Origin of the sequence: Serratia sp. CY74737 (assembly GCF_052166775.1) — a bacterium.
Lineage (GTDB): Bacteria > Pseudomonadota > Gammaproteobacteria > Enterobacterales > Enterobacteriaceae > Serratia > Serratia ureilytica.
In genome coordinates this window covers 295,667-313,449 of record NZ_JBJNOF010000006.1, presented here as the reverse complement: position 1 = coordinate 313,449, position 17,783 = coordinate 295,667, and the positions used below count along the sequence as shown (strand labels likewise).

Annotated in this window: 13 protein-coding genes; all 13 read left to right on the top strand. The window is 56.0% G+C overall.

Annotation, left to right across the window (positions count from 1 at the left end; genetic code table 11):
• Positions 1–187 precede the first annotated feature (187 nt).
• The 13 genes from ACJ8PE_RS10880 (at position 188) to ACJ8PE_RS10820 (ending at position 17,700) form a co-directional block, all read left to right on the top strand.
• Positions 188–1,390 (top strand): lactonase family protein, encoded by a 1,203-nt coding sequence (locus ACJ8PE_RS10880; protein ID WP_197759934.1) that lies wholly within the window; start codon positions 188–190, stop codon positions 1,388–1,390.
• A gap of 1,042 nt (positions 1,391–2,432) precedes the next feature.
• The gene (locus ACJ8PE_RS10875) at positions 2,433–3,728 is read left to right on the top strand and encodes a lysine N(6)-hydroxylase/L-ornithine N(5)-oxygenase family protein (protein ID WP_072626982.1); all 1,296 of its coding nucleotides are present in this window, start codon (positions 2,433–2,435) and stop codon (positions 3,726–3,728) included.
• Between the two features lie 50 nt (positions 3,729–3,778).
• Positions 3,779–4,663, top strand: a complete 885-nt coding sequence (locus ACJ8PE_RS10870; protein WP_033651313.1) for an ATP-grasp fold amidoligase family protein — start codon at positions 3,779–3,781, stop codon at positions 4,661–4,663.
• Between the two features lie 615 nt (positions 4,664–5,278).
• Entirely contained in the window at positions 5,279–6,193 is a 915-nt protein-coding gene (locus tag ACJ8PE_RS10865) for an alpha/beta hydrolase (protein WP_197759932.1), read from the top strand.
• Between the two features lie 416 nt (positions 6,194–6,609).
• Positions 6,610–7,020 carry a GNAT family N-acetyltransferase gene (locus tag ACJ8PE_RS10860; RefSeq protein ID WP_019453029.1) on the top strand — a complete coding sequence of 137 codons (411 nt, stop codon included), beginning with the start codon at positions 6,610–6,612 and terminating at the stop codon, positions 7,018–7,020.
• 27 nt (positions 7,021–7,047) lie between these two features.
• On the top strand, positions 7,048–7,737 hold the full coding sequence (locus ACJ8PE_RS10855) for a helix-turn-helix transcriptional regulator (RefSeq protein ID WP_033644646.1): 690 nt from the start codon (positions 7,048–7,050) through the stop codon (positions 7,735–7,737).
• Positions 7,738–7,757: 20 nt separating this feature from the next.
• Complete coding sequence (locus ACJ8PE_RS10850; protein ID WP_033644921.1) at positions 7,758–9,059, top strand: cytosine permease; 1,302 nt, start codon at positions 7,758–7,760, stop codon at positions 9,057–9,059.
• Between the two features lie 534 nt (positions 9,060–9,593).
• The gene (locus tag ACJ8PE_RS10845) at positions 9,594–10,208 is read left to right on the top strand and encodes a helix-turn-helix domain-containing protein (protein WP_033644644.1); all 615 of its coding nucleotides are present in this window, start codon (positions 9,594–9,596) and stop codon (positions 10,206–10,208) included.
• Entirely contained in the window at positions 10,209–11,105 is an 897-nt protein-coding gene (locus tag ACJ8PE_RS10840) for a queuosine precursor transporter (protein ID WP_033644642.1), read from the top strand.
• On the top strand, positions 11,083–11,922 hold the full coding sequence (queF, locus tag ACJ8PE_RS10835) for an NADPH-dependent 7-cyano-7-deazaguanine reductase QueF (RefSeq protein WP_033644641.1): 840 nt from the start codon (positions 11,083–11,085) through the stop codon (positions 11,920–11,922). The genes ACJ8PE_RS10840 and queF overlap by 23 nt, the downstream gene beginning before the upstream one ends.
• Positions 11,923–12,045: 123 nt before the next feature.
• Positions 12,046–14,193: a phosphocholine-specific phospholipase C gene (locus ACJ8PE_RS10830; protein ID WP_404769033.1), complete on the top strand. Its 2,148-nt coding sequence runs from the start codon at positions 12,046–12,048 to the stop codon at positions 14,191–14,193.
• A gap of 86 nt (positions 14,194–14,279) precedes the next feature.
• Positions 14,280–15,416: an ABC transporter substrate-binding protein gene (locus ACJ8PE_RS10825; RefSeq protein WP_197792695.1), complete on the top strand. Its 1,137-nt coding sequence runs from the start codon at positions 14,280–14,282 to the stop codon at positions 15,414–15,416.
• 160 nt (positions 15,417–15,576) lie between these two features.
• Positions 15,577–17,700, top strand: a complete 2,124-nt coding sequence (locus tag ACJ8PE_RS10820) for a TonB-dependent receptor family protein (protein ID WP_197792696.1) — start codon at positions 15,577–15,579, stop codon at positions 17,698–17,700.
• Positions 17,701–17,783 lie beyond the last annotated feature (83 nt).

Below are 17,783 nucleotides of genomic sequence, written 5' to 3'. Positions count from 1 at the left end.
GTCTGCCGGCGCGCAAGGCTCTGATGCCATACGCCAATGATGTGCTAAAAATAGGCCCCGCCGGCGTTTTGCACTATTTTGGTTATGTCTGCCTGTTCATTCTGGGCGGTGCCTCGCTACGACGATAAACCCTGTACACCGTTCGCCTCGGTCACAAAACACAGTCAATCACGCCAGGAGCCCGACCATGAAAAACGCAACGTTCCCCAACATCGCCAAGTTCTCTTTTCTGTCTTTATTATTGCCGGCCTGGGTCACCCAGGCCGCTCTCCCACAGCCGCAGCCGGGCAGCACCGCGCAAATCGTTTTGATTGGCACCTGGACTGGGGAAAGAGACGGCGATCGGGTTCAGCCGCCCGTTTATCCCAGCCAGGGGATGTATCGGTTGGCGCTCAACGAAGACGGCAGCCTGCTGCCATTAAATCGCATAAAAATGGACAGCCCTTCCTGGATAGTTCTGAGCAAAAATCGCCAATTTGCCTATACCACCAATGAAACTCAGCAAGGCCAAATCAGCACGCTCAGGCTCGGCAAAGGCGGCGACCCGCAACGCATCAGCGGCATCGACTCGCAGGGACAAGAGCCGACGCATGCCGCCATCAGTCCAGACGGGCGCTACTTATTGGCCGCCAATTACTCCAACGCCCCCGGGCATGCCAGCGTCATCGTGGCCCCCATTCTCCAGAACGGTGAACTCGGCGAGGTGCTGCAGCGCTTTCCCTTCACCAAGGGCTCAGAGGCCGTTGCCGAGCGGCAAGCCAGCGCCCATATTCACTCCGTCAACTTCACCCCCGACGGGCGCATGATGTACGCCGCCGATTTAGGCGGCGACATCATTCATGCCTTCTTCTACGACGCGGCAAATAAGGCCGCGCCGTTCAGGCTCGCGCCGGATTACGATTTGTCGTTTCCGCCGGGCACCGGCCCGCGACATATGATCTTTTCCGCAAATGGCAGATTCGCCTACGTGATCAGCGAAATGTCGGCGAATATTTTTGCCTACCAGATTAATAACGATCGGTTGGAGAACATCCAGACATTAGCGCTGACGGAAAGCGCCCGCGCGGATGCAAAGGGCGGCGGCGGGCTGGCGTTTTCCCCTGACGGAAAATACCTCTATGCGAGCAATCGCCAAAAAACCAACGAAATCGTGGGTTATAAAATTAACCCGGAGAATGGCAAACTCACGCTGATTGGCCGCACGCTTTCCGGCGGAATCGAACCGCGCGCTTTCGCCTTCGATAAAAGCGGAAAGTTTTTGCTAGTCGCCAATGTGTTTAGTAATAACGTTACCGTATTACAACGCGATCTGGATACCGGCGAATTATATGGCAACGGCGTAAGCGTCCAGATAGGTACGCCAACTGACGTTAAATTTATCCACGAGTAAATTATTGCTGCGGCAATCCGTTCGTCGCAGCGCCAACATCGATTCTCTTGCCCACACGAGCGCCATACTTTACCCCATTCCCATGGCGTTTAACGTGTCGATAACGTGAACGCTCAGGTAATGAGAATCATCATCAGCGGCAAAGGAATGATAAAAGAGAAACGCCAAAACAATTCAAACCGGGTTGATATCATGGCGGCTACATTCAGGCAAGTTCCGGCGGCACACGGATATCCTTGCACGTCACGCCGTCGCTGAACCTAAACGAACCTAAACGTCAAACTGCCGGCCAATCGGTTTTTAATTGGCGCTTTTCCAACGTCAACAGGCGCCTCTGTATATAACATGAACATTCACTCATTGAAATTAATGCATATAGGGATAATTTCCCGCCATACAGGCCCGCAAACAACAAAACTGGACGCATTGGCCGGTGTAAAAGCGGATGCCCCCATGCCGCCCAGACGCAATACCCCTCGCACCCAAAAGATAATAACACATTGAATACAATGACAAAAACACCATCAAACCGGCCTGATTTCATAATTTCACTTTAATTTCATCTTTTCAAAAAGCGCTCAACGCCTAATATCATGTTATTTCACCTTCCCAGAATCCTTTTTAACGCTATTCTAAGCAGCGAATACCTGATTCAAGAAACACAAGCCGAACGCAGAACGGCGTATACACGTTAACAGTCAATAGTCGATGCCAATCCCATGCGGCTTATCCTCTTTGCGGAGTGTCGTTACATGGAATGATGAACGCGGTTTCTAAGATTATTGCTTAAGAATATTAATTAAACACATACGCAAGCTTTCGCAGGGACTTTCATGGAAAGAAATACACCCGTAGCCTTTACCTGATGTGCTACCGAATTCTAAACGGGCATTTAAAAATGACGCATTTTTAACCCGCATATCTTTTAATTATTTTTAATTCATGTCGTTTACTTATAAGAAAAAGGCAGCCTGGTTGCTATAAGCCAACCCCTTTGCAGCCGTATTTCTGGGTATTATTCTCATTATACTGGAGCTTATTAATGAATCAGCGTTTCGATATCATCGGTATTGGCCTTGGCCCGTCGAATCTTAGCCTGGCGGCCTTAGGGAGCGAAATCGAGGGATTTACGGGGCAATTCCTTGAGCGCAAACCTCATTTCTCCTGGCACCCAGGCATGATTTTGGCTGACTGCAACATGCAAACCAACTTTTTAAAGGATTTGGTGAGCGCGGTTGCCCCAACCAATCCCTACAGCTTTCTCAACTATCTGGTAAAAAACCGAAAATTCTACCGTTTCCTGACGACCGAACAGCGTACCGCATCGCGTGAAGAGTTCGCCGATTACCTCACCTGGGCCGCAAGCGGGATGGGATCGTTGGCGTTCAATCAAGACGTTCAGCGAGTCGAGTTTGACGATCGGCAACGCCAGTTCGTGGTGACCACCTCACGGGAGATCTTCCACGCCAGACACGTAAGCATCGGTATTGGCAAGAAAATAAAGTTACCGGATTGCGTGACGGCGCAAAACGATCGCTGTTTCCACGCCAGCGAAATGATGCTGCGCAACCCTAATCTGGCAGGCAAACGCGTGGCGATCGTCGGCGGCGGCCAGAGCGGCGCCGATCTGTTCCTGAATATTTTTAAAGGGGAATGGGGGCAGCCAGAACAACTCGACTGGATATCGCGACGCAACAATTACAACGCGCTTGATGAGGCGGCCTTTGCCAATGAATATTTCACGCCAGATTACGTCGAGAGTTTCTACTCACTGGACAGCGCGGCCAAGCGGCATATGCTGGCCGAACAAAAGATGACCTCAGACGGCATCACCAGCGAGTCGCTGCTGGCCATCTATCGCGCCATGTACCACCGCTTCGACGTACTGCGCGAGAAATTATGGGTGCGCCTGCTGCCCAGCCGTTCGCTGACGGCCGTAAAACACACGCTTGATAACGCCTACCAACTCGAAACGCGTCATCATCTCGATCACGGCGAGGAAACCTTCAAGGCGGACGTGGTGATCTTTGCTACCGGTTATCAATCGGCGACGCCTGAGTTCCTTGCGCCTCTGGCCCACCGACTGTTGACCACGGCGGACGGCGAGTACCGCATAGCCCCGGACTTTACCTTTGAGTGGGAAGGCCCGGCGGAGAACTGCTTATTTGCGATGAACGCCAGTATGCATAATCACGGCATTGCCGATCCTCAACTGAGCCTGATGGCGTGGCGTTCGGCGCGCATTCTTAATCGGGCGTTAGACCACCAGCCATTTGATCTGGGAACAACGCCGACAGCCATTCAATGGCGCAGTGAAGGCGCGCCACCCGCGTTTTAAATACAAGAACGTCTTAATCATTGTCACTATGCTTTGATGGAATTACGTATATGAAAAGACAAATAAACAAGTTCATTATGAATCAGTTGGCCGTATTGGCCCCCGAATTCAAGGCCAGATTGATCTACAAAAGAGCATTTGGCAAACCGCTGAACTTGCAGGCGCCATCGACCTGGAATGAAAAAATCAATCACCTTAAGTTGAATGACTACAGTAAAAATGCCTTAGTCACTCAATGCGCAGATAAATATGCGGTTAGAGAGTACATCAAGGCAAAAGGATGTGAAGAGATCCTTAATGAACTGTACTTTGCCTGTGATTCGGTACAGGAGATCCCATGGGAAACGCTGCCTGAGAAATTTGTCATCAAGGGAAATCACGGCTCAGGATATAATTTAATTTGCCAGAATAAACAATCGTTGAACATTAAAAGCGCCTCCCAGCTGATCGATGGCTGGATGAAAGACGATTACTGGAAAACCTATGTAGAACTCAACTACAAAGGGATACAAAAAAAGATCATTGGAGAAAAGTATATCGAATCGGCCAATGGTCACGGGCCTGAAGACTATAAAATTTATTGTTTTCGCGGTGTGCCTTACTGCACCTTGCTGTGCGTCGGCAGGGATACCGGGACGCCGAAATATTACTTCTTCGACAAAGATTTCAAGTTCCTTTGCTATAGCGAGGACTGCCTGGCGTTGAGCCAGGAGGAGATAGACGCCTTCGTGAAACCGGAGGGATACGATGAGCTGTTTGAGTATGCCGCTCGCTTGTCGGCGCCCTTCGAGTTCGTGCGCGTTGATTTCTACATCTCTCAGGGCCAAATCATTTTCGGTGAGCTGACCTTTACCCCCTCGGCCGGGCTGGATACAGATATTCTGCCACCGACCGATGTTTTGCTTGGCAAGATGCTTACGCTGCAACAGCACTGATTATCATCAACAAAAGGCGGCGCAATTCCCCTGCGCATCCATCAAACAGGAGATACCGGCCGGCGTTTTCGCAGACCGCCCGCCGGTATCTCACTGTGGGGCGTCGGGCCGGCACCGCCCCGCCACCTGCGTTTTATCCACAGCGGAGTGGCTTGCACCGCCAACGGGAACGTTCCCCCTTGGGCGACATAACCCTTTGAAAAACAATGGCATTAGAACATTAATAAGAATCGTTTACATATTTATAATAAAATGTTCTATATGTATAGGAAGCTATAATATAAGATACCGGAAAGTTTCCCTGGTGTTGTTGTGTGTCTTTGCCCTATTTTATAGGGCTTTTTTTTCGCTAACACCCATTGATGATTGAGTGTTTTTGCACCCATCAGCAGATTATCCCCTCCAAAAAAACATAATCATTTCTAATTAATCGTAACCCTTCTTATTCCTGACTTGCCAATAATAACAATGAGTTGCTATTAACCCTGCGAAGCATCAGGCAGCCACCGCCTGACCCCGGCCGCACTTCGCCACTGAAATACCCGCCCGAAGGAGAGGTTTTTACTGGGCGCGTACCGATGCTAATATCGGCCTTTTTCGAGGACGCTGCCCCGCATGTTATTGTCTCACAGGCATTTTATCTGCACGCTTCTGGCGCTCGCCATCGGCTTTTGGTTGCCGACTGCCGTGCAGGCCAGGCCCGATCTGGAACGCAGGATCGGCGTGACCGTCGCCGATAGCGACTCTGCGGATTACCGCTTCAGCGATCTGCGCTTCACCTCCGCCGATGGTCAACGGCGTTACCGCGTCCGTATCGCCCAGCCGCGTCGGGCGCCTGCGCCTGACGGCTATCCGACGATTTATTTCCTCGACGGCAATGCGGTGCTGATGGAGCTGAACGCCAGCTTACTGGCCAGATTGGCGACGGCGAAGCGGCCACCGGTGCTGGTGATGATCGGCTATGACAACGATCTGCGCATCGATGCCGCCGGCCGCGCCTACGACTATACGCTGCCTCTGCCGACGGGCATGAAGAAACCGCCGCAGGCGGGCGGGGGCGCGGAGGCCTTCCTGCAATTGATGGAAACGCGGATCAAACCGGCGATCGCCGCCAAACTGGCGGTCGATCCGCAGCGGCAAACGCTGTGGGGCCATTCCTACGGCGGGCTCTTCGTTCTGCATACGTTATTCACCCATCCCGCCGCCTTCCAGCATTATATCGCCGTGGAACCCTCGCTGTGGTGGGGCAACGGCATGATCCTGCAAGAGGCGCAGCAGTGGGCGGAACGGCATCCGACGCCGGCGGCAAGGCTGCAGTTGTGGGTGGGTCTGGCGGAGCGCGATCGCGCGGCCCCGCCCGGCGTGAAGAGCCCTGCACTGCCGGCGAACGCGGCGCAAATGCTGGCGGAACGCCTGGCAAAGCTCGACGGTCTTACCGTCGGCTATCGGGAGTGGCCCGGCTTGGGACACGGCGCCATGCTGGGTGCCGCCATCGAGCCGGCACTGAACAGCGTGGCATATGAAGACTAAAGGAGGGTATCGACCGCATTTTCATCAGCGGCTCATATCTTCTGATAAGAAGAGCGTTTAATATCTGAGACAGCGCGCAGTCATCGCGGAACGGATGCGCAAAAACAAAGTGGCTCCCCCGTCGGCAAGTCAGCTTGCTCTATCCGGTGGAGCCATACAGTACTGCAGTTTTCCCGGTGGGGCCCTGGTGAGGCGCAAGTAGGAAAAGATGGTGTTGGCAGGGCATTTCAGCGTTTTAATACTGCCTGTTTCGCTATTTTCTTCACCCTGTGATGCTTACTATAAGCGCCCGCCTGCACGGCGGAAAAGGGTGAAAACCACCCTTGAAATACATTAATAAAAGTGATAATAGAAGCGGTTGGGGCGAAAGCGTCTAGTTCAGATTTGAATAATTAAATCAGGGAATTATATTAAAGATGAATATTAACATCACCGACAAACCTAACCCGCAGGATGAAGAGTTCGTTATCGACAGCCTCTGGGCGCACAACCATAAAACCCAGCCCGTAGACATTCACCCGCTGTTCCTGACCGTCACCGACGACAACCAGCAGATCGTCGGCGGTCTGGTCGCACGTACCTGGTGGGGCGGCCTGGAAGTACAGTATCTTTGGGTCGGCGATCAATGCCGCAAAAGCGGTTACGGTCGCCAACTGATGCAGCTGGCCGAAGAAGAAGCCCGCAAGCGCGGTTGCCATATGGCCTACGTCGATACCTTCGATTTCCAGGCCAGAGGCTTCTACGAAAAACTGGGCTACCGGGTCTATGGCGAGCTGGGTGACTATGCGCATCGCCATACCCGCCATTACCTGGCTAAAAGCCTGTAACGCGGCCTGAGCGGCGCAGAGGTGGGTATGGGTTCATCGCATAAAAATAATGAATCTTATTTCAAGGGCCTCATCACCATGATGGAGCACCTGAGCGAGCCCTGGGGCATCAAAGACCAGCTGTCCCGCCACCTCTATATGAACCGCGCCGCTTATCTCTATACCAATACGCCGCTGAATTTCGACGTCGCCGGAAAATATGACCACGAATTCCCCGCCGACTGGGCCGATTCCGCCGCCGACTTTATCGAGCATGACAAGATGACCGAAGCAGCGCGCGATCGGGTCACGGTCATCGAGACGCACTACTGGTATGGCAAAGACAGCCTGACGCCGTTTATCAGCGAAAAGCTGCCGGTCTACAACGATGACAAACAGGTGATCGGCGTGATCTGGAACGCCAAGCCGATGAACAGCCTGTCGCCGCTGAAATACATCAATCAGCAAAAACCCAGCATCTTGACCACCGAAGTTAACAACGAGCTGTTCACCCGCGCCGAGCTCGATGTCATTTTCCTTATGCTGCAGCGATTTACGGTGAAAGAGATCGCCAAAATCTATAACGTCAGCAATAAGACCATCGAAAACCGCATTTATAATATTTACCAGAAGGCCAACGTGCATACTCAGCAACAGTTTGAGGAGTATTGCAAATACGCCAACCTGGATAACTACATTCCCGATCGCCTGATAACCAAGGGCATTCAGTTTATTTGAACCGCAAGGAAGATCTCACCGTGATAAAGATCGAAGATTATCCGCTCACCCGGGTGCCGCAGGATAAAAGAGTCTCGTTTTTAAGCGTGGCCATCGTGCATATGGGCATGCTGACCGCGCTGGACCAGTTCATGCTCGGCGCCGTGCTCGGCAACTCCATGACGTTGATTGACGCCTTCACCGCCATTTTCGTCGGCAGCCTGATCTTCGGCGTGGTGACCTATGGGCTTGGGATGGCGGGCATGCGCGAAGGGATTTCCGGCAGCCTGCTGGCGCGCTGGTGCGGCTTTGGCCGCCTGGGCTCGGTGCTGATCGGCGTGGTCGTGGCCGTCAGCCTGCTGGGTTGGTTCGGCATTCAAAACGCCATTTTCGCCAAGTCGCTCGATTTCGCGCTCGGCAATAAGCTGGGCTTTGGCCTGGCCGCCGGGCTCTCGGGCACGCTGTTGACCATCCTGGTGGCATTCGGCTTCAAGGCGTTGCGCATCGCCGCCCGTATCGCGGTGCCGATGTTCATTATGCTGGTGGCCTATATTTCAGTGACCGCGCTTTCCGGTCATAACCTGCAGGAGATCATCCAGCTGGCGCCGCCGGGTGAACCATTGACCATCAGCGCCGGCATCACCATCGTCGTCGGCGGCGCCATCGTGGCCAGCCTGATGACGCCCGATCTGACCCGTTACTCCAAAAACGGCAAACACGTGCTCGGCGTTACGATCTTCACCATCGTCGCCGGCGAGTTCGTGGTGAATGGTCTGGCTATCCTGATCGCCAAAACCCTGGGCACTGCGGATGTGGTCACCATCATGTCGCAAGCGGCCGGCGGAGCCGGTTTGCTGGTGGTGGTGTTTTCCACCCTGCGCGTCAACGATCTCAACCTGTACTCCTCTTCGCTGGGCATCGTCAACGCGGTGGAAGGCATCACCGGCAAAAAGCTGAAGTACACCTACACCACGTTGGCGATCGGTATTCTGGGCACCACGCTGTCGGTGCTGGGCATTCTCGACCGCTTCGTCGACTTCCTGACGGTGCTTGGCGTGGTCTTCCCGCCCATTATCGGCATCATGCTGGTGGACTATTACCTGCTGCGCAGCCACCGCAAAATCCTGGACGAGAGCCGCCGTACGGGCCAGTTGCCGAACGAAACCCCAACCATCGGCTGGGCGGCGATCGTCGCCAGCATCGCCGGCGGCGCCGTTGGCCTGGCGACCGAATGGGGCGTACCGACCATCAACTCACTGGTGGCCGCCAGCCTGCTGTATTGGGTGCTCAAGCTGGCCTTCAGTCGGGCGCAAAAACCCCTGGCCTCGCAGAAGTCGCTCTGATTTTCGCACAGGCGTTAACGCACTCCTCCGATGACGGGGGAGTGTTTTATTGCTCGCAAAATGCGGAGTTCAGCGCAAAGGAATAGGCCGATCGCGCAGACAAACGGCCGTGGTGATGAGGGTCCCTGGTGTCGGTAGCAAGCTATCCATTATGCTCAGAGTGCGGGAACATCCCCCTCTGAGCTTTTTATTATAAAAGTCGTTAGCTTCAGTGTTTTGATCGTAAAGAAAAACTTCAGCTTGCATGAACAGTAGCCCATGAAATCGCCTTTGGTCAACATAAAAGTGAACATAAAATTGGCTTTTGTGTTCACTTTTCCATAAGCAAAAGCTAATCAATTGATTTGCACAGCTTTATCATTTCCCCAAACCGCCTTCCGCATCCACGTCGCCCGCCCCCCGCCAAGCCGCTGACAGAAAGCAATAATTAACGAAAATAATCAGTCTGTTATCCTATTCCCTGCGCCTTTTTATCTGGACAACGCCAACGCGTAAGATATAGTGAAGCCAGCGTAATGTTTGTAAGGACAGCCTATGAAAACCCCCAACGCACAGCGCAAAATCAACATCATTAAAAATATTGAATATCTAATGCGTACCCGCGGTGAAACCAAGGCTTCCTTTTCCAACCGCAGCGGCCTGACGCGCACTACCCTATACAAAATTCTTGATGGAAGAGTGAACAACGTTCAGCAATCCACCGTTAATCGGATTTCAGATTTTTTCGGTGTCTCCTGTGAAGAGATCGAAGACTACGATCTGGAAAAACTGGAGCTGCTCAACGAAACGTTGTCCACCGAAGGCAACAAGAACCCTTCCGCCATTCCGGTGATCCCGCAGTCGCGCTATCTGGCCGTCTCGCAGCGCAAGATCGGGCAACTGGTCACCGAGTTTCCTTTGACTTATTTCTTCGGCGATGAGTCGAACATGTTGGCAATGAAAATAGAGACCGAAATTAAAGGGTCATTCATTCCGGGCGAAGTCATTATCATCAAACGTCCGCCGGTACTGATTTGCGATTCACCTTTGCTGTATCACTCGGGAAAAAGCGGCTTCTTTGTGGTTGACGACAAAGACAGCGAAAGCATGGACAAACGCCTTCAGGAGACGGTGCAATTCCTGGGTTATATCGTTGGAGAAAGGTTATAAATGGAACCGAATCAGAAGTTCAAGCTGTTGGGCTTCACCCGACATGGCACCATCGCGGCCAATGTCATGGTATTGGCCACCGGCAAAACCATTACCATGGGGCTCAATGAGCTGGCCGACAGCGAAATATCGGAAGATCTGAGCCGGCACGAGCTGCAGGCGCTGTACCGTAAACTCTACGGCGACAATCAACAAAAAACCGCCTATGAGCTCAGCGATCGCCATGAACGTTCCTGGTACGCCTACCTGATTATTACCGTGGCGCTCAGCGTGATTTATATCTTCTCGACGCTGTGCGGCGTCAAGCCGATCCAAATTCCGGTGCTGAATCTCATCACGCCGCCGGCGATCTTCATCTATCCGCTCACGTTCATTCTGGTGGACATTCTCAACGAGTTCTATGGGTTGCGGCTGGCCAGACGCACCATCATCATCTCGTTCATCGCCAACCTGACCTTCGTTCTCGGCGTCTGGGTGACGACGCTGGTGCCGAGCATTCCACAGTGGGAGTACAGCGAGACCTACAACGGCATCGTGCACAGCATCATGGCGGTGCTGGTGGCCTCTTCGGCGGCCTATCTGATCTCCGAGAACGTCAACTCCTATCTGCTTTGCAAGATCAAGGAGTTGACCAACTCCCGCTACCTGTTCGTGCGCGTGATCACCAGCACCGTAATCGCATCGGCCATCGACAGCGTGGTGTTCTGTACGCTGGCGTTCTACAACGTGCTGAGCTGGGACATCATCAAAACCATGATCCTGTCTCAGTTCCTGATCAAGGTGGTTTACGCCCTGCTGGGCGTCGGGCCGATTTACGCCACCCGCAGTCTGTTTAACCGCTACATCAATACCGAACAAGCAAAGGGCAATGAATATGCATATCCAAAAGCAAGATAAGATCACCCATCTTGGCGCGAACTCCGATTATCCGGACCAATATGCTCCCGCATTGCTCGAAGCCTTGCCGCGCGCACGCGGCCGCGATCTGATCGGCGTGGACGAACGGCAGCTGCCGTTCAGCGGCTTTGATCTGTGGACCGCCTTCGAGTTGTCGTGGCTCAACGGCAAGGGCAAACCGGTGGTGGGCATCGGCGAATTTACCTTCCCGCACTCCTCTTCCAACCTGATCGAATCGAAATCGTTCAAGCTGTATCTCAACAGCTTCAACCAAACGCGCTTCGACAGCGTGGAACAGGTGAGCGCCGCCATGCAGAAGGATCTGTCGCAGGCGGCCAATGGCCAGGTCACCGTCAAGCTCTATCCGGGTCTGGAAGGTTATCCGGCGCAGATCGATCGTCTGCCGGGCATCAACATCGACGATCTGGATATCGCGGTCGACGACTTCGCCTTCAAACCGGAATACCTGAGCGGCGCGGCCGATCAAGGGGAGCACGTAGCGGAGACGCTGTCTTCCAATCTGCTGAAATCCAACTGCCTGGTCACCAACCAGCCGGACTGGGGCAGCGTGGTGATCCACTATGAAGGCCGCAAAATCGATCGCGAAAGCCTGCTGCGCTACCTGATCTCCTTCCGCCAGCACAACGAATTCCACGAGCAGTGCGTCGAGCGCATTTTCAACGACATCAAGCAGAGCTGCCGCCCGGAAAAACTCAGCGTGTTCGCGCGTTACACCCGCCGCGGCGGCCTGGACATCAACCCCTTCCGCAGCGATTTCGAAACGGCGCCGACGCTCGGCCGCCTGATCAGACAGTAAGCCTCATCCCCCAATGCTCCCGCCAGGGAGCATTGTTTCTCTCGCTTTCATCTCCCTGTTATTTTTCGCCATTATCGTCGTCAGCGGCTATCTTCAAAGCACACTGACGGAGATCAACGACGCATGCCTGACCTTTCTCGCAGAGACATCCTGCGGGCTGCCGCCATCGGATCGGCGTTCTCGCTGTTGCCCGCCTCGATTCGCAAAGCGCTGGCCATTCCCGCCAATAACCGCACCGGCACCCTGCGCGACGTCGAACACGTGGTGATCCTGATGCAGGAGAACCGCTCTTTCGATCACTACTTCGGCACCTTACCGGGCGTGCGCGGCTTCAGCGATCGATTTACCATTCCACTGCCCGGCGATCGCCTGGTCTGGCAGCAACAGGGCGCTGAACGGCTGGTGCTGCCCTACCATCTGGACAGCAAACGCGGCAACGCCCAGCGCGTCACCGGCACGCCGCACTCGTGGGTAGATGAGCAAGCCGCCTGGGATCACGGCCGCATGAGCGCCTGGCCCACCTACAAAACGCCGGCCTCGATGGGCTACTACCGCCAGCAGGAGCTGCCGTTCCAGTTCGCGCTGGCCAACGCCTTCACCCTGTGCGATGCCTATCACTGCTCCATCCACGCCGGCACCAACACCAATCGGCTGTTCCACTGGACCGGCACCAACGGCCCGTCCGCCGCCGACGTGGCGGTAGTGGTCAACGAATGGGACAGCCCCGGCCCGGCAGAGATCGGCTACCGGTGGATCACCTATCCGGAACGGCTGGAGGCGAGCGGCGTCAGTTGGAAGGTGTACCAATTCCTGCCGGACAACTTTACCGACAACCCGCTGGCGGGCTTTCGCCAATACCGCGCCGCCAGCATTCAGGTGGGCAACCCGGCTCGGCCGCCAAAAGACTTCAACGCCTTCGTGCCTTATCGCGACGAGCTCAACGCGACCGCGCCGCTGTACAAAGGCAACGGCAACACCCTGCCGGCCGCCGACGGCAACGATCTGGACGCCATGCTGGCCGGATTCCGCACCGACGTGCAGCAGGGCAAACTGCCGCAGGTCAGTTGGATCATCGCGCCGGCGGCCTATTCGGAACATCCCGATCCCTCCAGCCCGGTGCAGGGCGGCTGGTTCACGCAAGAGATCCTCAACGCGCTGACCGACAACCCGGAGGTGTGGAGTAAAACCGTGCTGCTGGTCAACTACGACGAAAACGACGGTTTTTTCGATCATATGCCTTCGCCTTCCGCGCCGTCGCTGCGCGAAGACGGCAGCTTCGCCGGTAAATCGACGGTGCCGTTCGATACCGAGATCTTCCAGCACGTGGCGCCGCCCGGATCGCAGGACCAGCCGCCGCCGGACGGCCGCATCTACGGCCCCGGCCCGCGGGTGCCGATGCTGGTGCTGTCGCCCTGGAGCCGCGGCGGCTGGGTCAATTCGCAGGTCTTCGATCACACCTCGGTGCTGCAATTCCTGGAAAAGCGCTTTCAGGTGCACGAACCCAACATCAGCGCCTGGCGCCGCGCGGTGTGTGGCGATCTCACCTCGGCGTTCAACTTTGTCGATCCTAACGGCGAAGCATTGCCGAGCCTGCCCGCCACCAGCCGCCACGCCGCCGACGGTCTGCGTCAACGCCAGGAGCAGCTGCCGCAGGTGCCGCTGCCGCCGCCCGCCCGCCAGCGTTTGCCACACCAACGCCGCCTGGCGCGCCCTTCTCGCGCACTGCCCTATCAGCTGCACGTCGAGGTCAGCGTCGCGGCCGAGCAGCGGCGCGTAACGCTGAACCTGTTCAATACCGGCGAGCAAGGGGCGGTGTTTCACGTCTACGACCGGCGAGATCTGACGCAGATCCCGCGCCGCTATACCGTCGAGGCCGGCAAGGCGGTCAGCGACGACTGGCAGACGGAGGACGAGTACCATCTGTGGCTGCTCGGCCCCAACGGTTTTCATCGTGAAATGCGCGGCGCGCTGAGCCGGCCGCAGCCGGAAGTGCGTTTGCGCCCGACGGGCCGCAGCCTGCTGCTGCAGTTGGATAACCCGGGTGCCGAAACGGTGACGGTCACTCTCGACCGCTGCCCTTACACGCAACAAGGCCCGTGGCCCATCACGCTGCCTGCGGGCGGCAGCCACCGCCAAACGTTTGACGCCCGCGCCAGCGGCGGTTGGTATGATCTTGCGCTGCACAGCGCCGGAGGCTGGCGGCGCCGCCTGGCGGGCCGACTGGAGGATGGCGAACACAGCATCAGCGACCCGCTGATGGGCCAGGAGTAGCCTATCGACAGCGAAGAGGTTCAAAAAGCGAAAGGATATCGCTTATCATTGCGTTCTCGTTCCTAGCCGATTACTCAAGGATCTCCATGTCCGCTGTTCTTATCGCCAAAGCCGGCCGCTGGCTGGCAGCCTGCGTTTTGCTGTTGGCCGGCGCCGCTCAAGCCGCGCCGATCGTCGTTACCGATGTCGCCGGCCGTCAGGTTACGCTGCCGCAACCGGCCAAGCGCGTTATCCTGGCCGACGCCCGAGCGCTGTTGGCGCTGAATATTCTGCATCCGCAGGAGCCGCTGAAAAACATCATCGCCTGGGACAACTCGCTGAAGGTCAAAGCCCCGGATCTGGTTGAGGCCTATGCGAAAAAATTCCCGCAGGTCATGCAAATCCCCACCTTCGACAACCCCTACACCAGTGACTTCAGCGTGGAGAGCGCGGTGGTGCGCCAACCGGATCTGATCATTTTCGACATCGGCCTGCTGAGCAAATTGAAAGACAGCGGCGTACTGACCCAGTTGGAAAAAGTTGGCATCCCGGTGCTGATCATCGATTTTCGCCAGCAGCCGCTGACCAATACCGTCGCCAGCATGACGCTGTTGGGTAAAGTGTTTGACGAGCAGCCCAACGCCGACGCCTTTATCCGTCTCTATCAGCAGCGCCTCGAACTGGTGCGCCAGCGCGTCGCCACGCTGAAGCCGGAGCAACGCCCCAGCGTCTTTATCGAGCGCAGCGCCGGCATCAAAGGCGAACAGTGCTGCAATACCTTCGGCAAAGGCAGCTTCGGGCAGTTCATCGATACCGCCGGCGGCAACAATATCGGCAGTAAGCTGTTTTCAGACATGGGCGGTGAAGTGAATGTCGAGCAGGTGATTAGCAGCAACCCGGATTTCTATCTGCTGACCGGCGCCGACTGGAGCCGCGGGCATCGCGGCACGCTGGCGGTGCCGCTGGGTTACACCACCGATATGACCACCAGCCAAAAGAAACTGGCGCATCTGCTGGATCGCACCGGCATTAACGTGCTGAAAGCGGTGAAAGAAAAACGCGTGATGGCGATTTACCATCAATTTTACGACACGCCGCTCAACTTTATCGCCGTTGAGGCGATCGCCAAATTCCTGCACCCGGCGCTGTTTAAAGATATTGATCCGCAAGCGGATATCGAAATGGTGCACCAGAAATTCACCGCGCTGGATTACAGCGGCGTCTTCTGGCTTACGCCGCAATAACCCCCGCAAGGGCCCGCCAGCCGGGCCCTGTTTCCCGCATTCATTATTTAGTTACCCGCTTAACTATCCCGTAACAATTCTATTTACTTGCCAATAATTATCATTAAGATTGTCTTTTCTAAAAAAACACATCCGGGTCTGAAACTCTTAAGGCATTATTATGTCAACTCTTTTTCGCCTCTCCCTGCTGGCGACCTCTATCGCCGTTGCTTTCCCCATCCTTGCTGCTGATAACTCATCTCAAAACGATACCGACACCGTGACCGTCGTCGGCAACTGGCTGGACAACCCTGATACCAGTTCGGTGCTGCTCAACCATCCGGGCGCGCGTTCCATCGTCACCCAGCAGCAGATGCATGAGCAAGGCGACCAAACCATCGCCGACAGCCTGCGCGGTGTGCCCGGCGTGCAGGTGCGCGACAGCAACGGCACCGGCGGCAGCGACATCTCGCTCAACGTCGGCGTGCGCGGCCTGACTTCGCGTCTTTCTCCACGCTCCACCATTCTGATGGACGGCGTCCCGCTGGCGGTCGCGCCTTACGGCCAGCCGCAGCTGTCGATGGCTCCGCTGTCTATCGGTAATCTGCAATCGGTGGACGTGGTGCGCGGCGGCGGCGCAGTGCGCTACGGGCCGCAGAACGTCGGCGGCGTGATCAACTTCGTTACCCGAGACATTCCCAAAACGTTTGGCGGCACCGCCGGCGTACAAACCCAGGGCGCCAGCCACGGCGGCCTGAAGACCCTGACCAGCGCCTCGGTGGGCGGCACCGCAGATAACGGCTTCGGCGCCGAGCTGCTCTATTCCGGCCTGCACGGCCAGGGTTACCGCGACAACAACGACAACACCGACATCGACGATTTCATGCTGAAAACGCGTTATGCGTTCACCGATCGCGACGAACTGCTGGCCAATTTCCACTACTACGACGCCAAAGCCGGCATGCCGGGCGGGCTGAGCAGCGCGCAATACGCGCAGAACCCGTTCCAGTCCACGCGTCCCTGGGACCAGTTCGAAGGCCGCCGCAAGGATATGTCGTTCAAATACAAACATCAGGAAGACGACAAACAGTTCGAAGTGTTGACCTACTTCACCGACAGCTACCGCGGCAGCAACATCGAGTCGGAAGGCACCGGCAAAAATGCCGGGTTGCGGCGCATGGTGTCCTATCCGCGCCACTATTCGACCTGGGCGATCGAACCAAGCTATTCGCAGCTGTTTCGCTTCTGGGATATGGCGCACGAGATCACCCTCGGTTACCGCTACCTGAATGAAACCATGGATGAAAAGGCGTCGCGTTCGGCCTGGTATAACCCGGCGAATGTCGGCGCCACGCCGGATACCCCGGACTATTACCAGCACACCTCCGGCGGCACCGCAGCCAACGCGTTCTATATCGACGATACCATTAACGTCGGCAACTGGACGGTCACGCCGGGCCTGCGTTATGAAAGCATTCGCACCCACGTGGACGATTCGTTCAACAACATCAGCCGCGAGAAAAGCTACAGCGAACCGCTGCCGTCATTGAACGTGATGTACCACCTGTCCGACGCCTGGAAACTGTTCGCCAACGCCAACACCTCGTTCGGCAGCATGCAGTATTTCCAGCTGACCAAAGGCGGCAACGGCAACCAGCCTGCGCCGGGGCTGACGGCGGAAAAAGCGCATACCTATGAGTTCGGCACCCGCTACGACGACACCGTGGTCAAGGCCGAAGCCACGCTGTTCTATATCGACTTCGATAATCAGCTGCAGTACATCAGCAACGATGTGGGCTGGACCAACATGGGCGCCACCAAGCACAAAGGCATCGAGTTGGCGCTCAGCTACGATCTCAGCGAGCTGAACCGCGTGCTCGACGGCGCCAGCGTCTACACCAGCTATACCTACACCAAGGCCAGCACCGACAAGGGCGACTTCGCCGGTAAAGACCTGCCGTTCTACTCGCGCCAGGTCTATACCGTCGGCACGCGCTACGCCACCGGCAACTGGGTATGGAATCTGGACGGTTACGCGCAGTCCAAACAGCATTCGCCGGGCACCGGGCCGGAGTACGTCACGCAGGAAAGCGCCGATGGTCAGTTCGGCAATATCGCCGGTTACATGGTGTGGAACATGCGCGGGGAATATAATTTCGGGCCGCAGCTATCGAACCTGACGCTGGGCGCCGGGGTGAAAAACCTGTTCGATCAGCGCTACTTTACCCGCTCCAACGACAATAACTTCGGCAAGTACGTCGGTGAACCGCGCACCTTCTTCGTGCAGGGTTCCGTCGCATTCTGACGCCCAGCGCCCACTACAGGCGCTTCGTTCATCCATACCGCCCGCTCGCATCGCGGGCGGTATTTCCTGCGCCTGACCCGCCC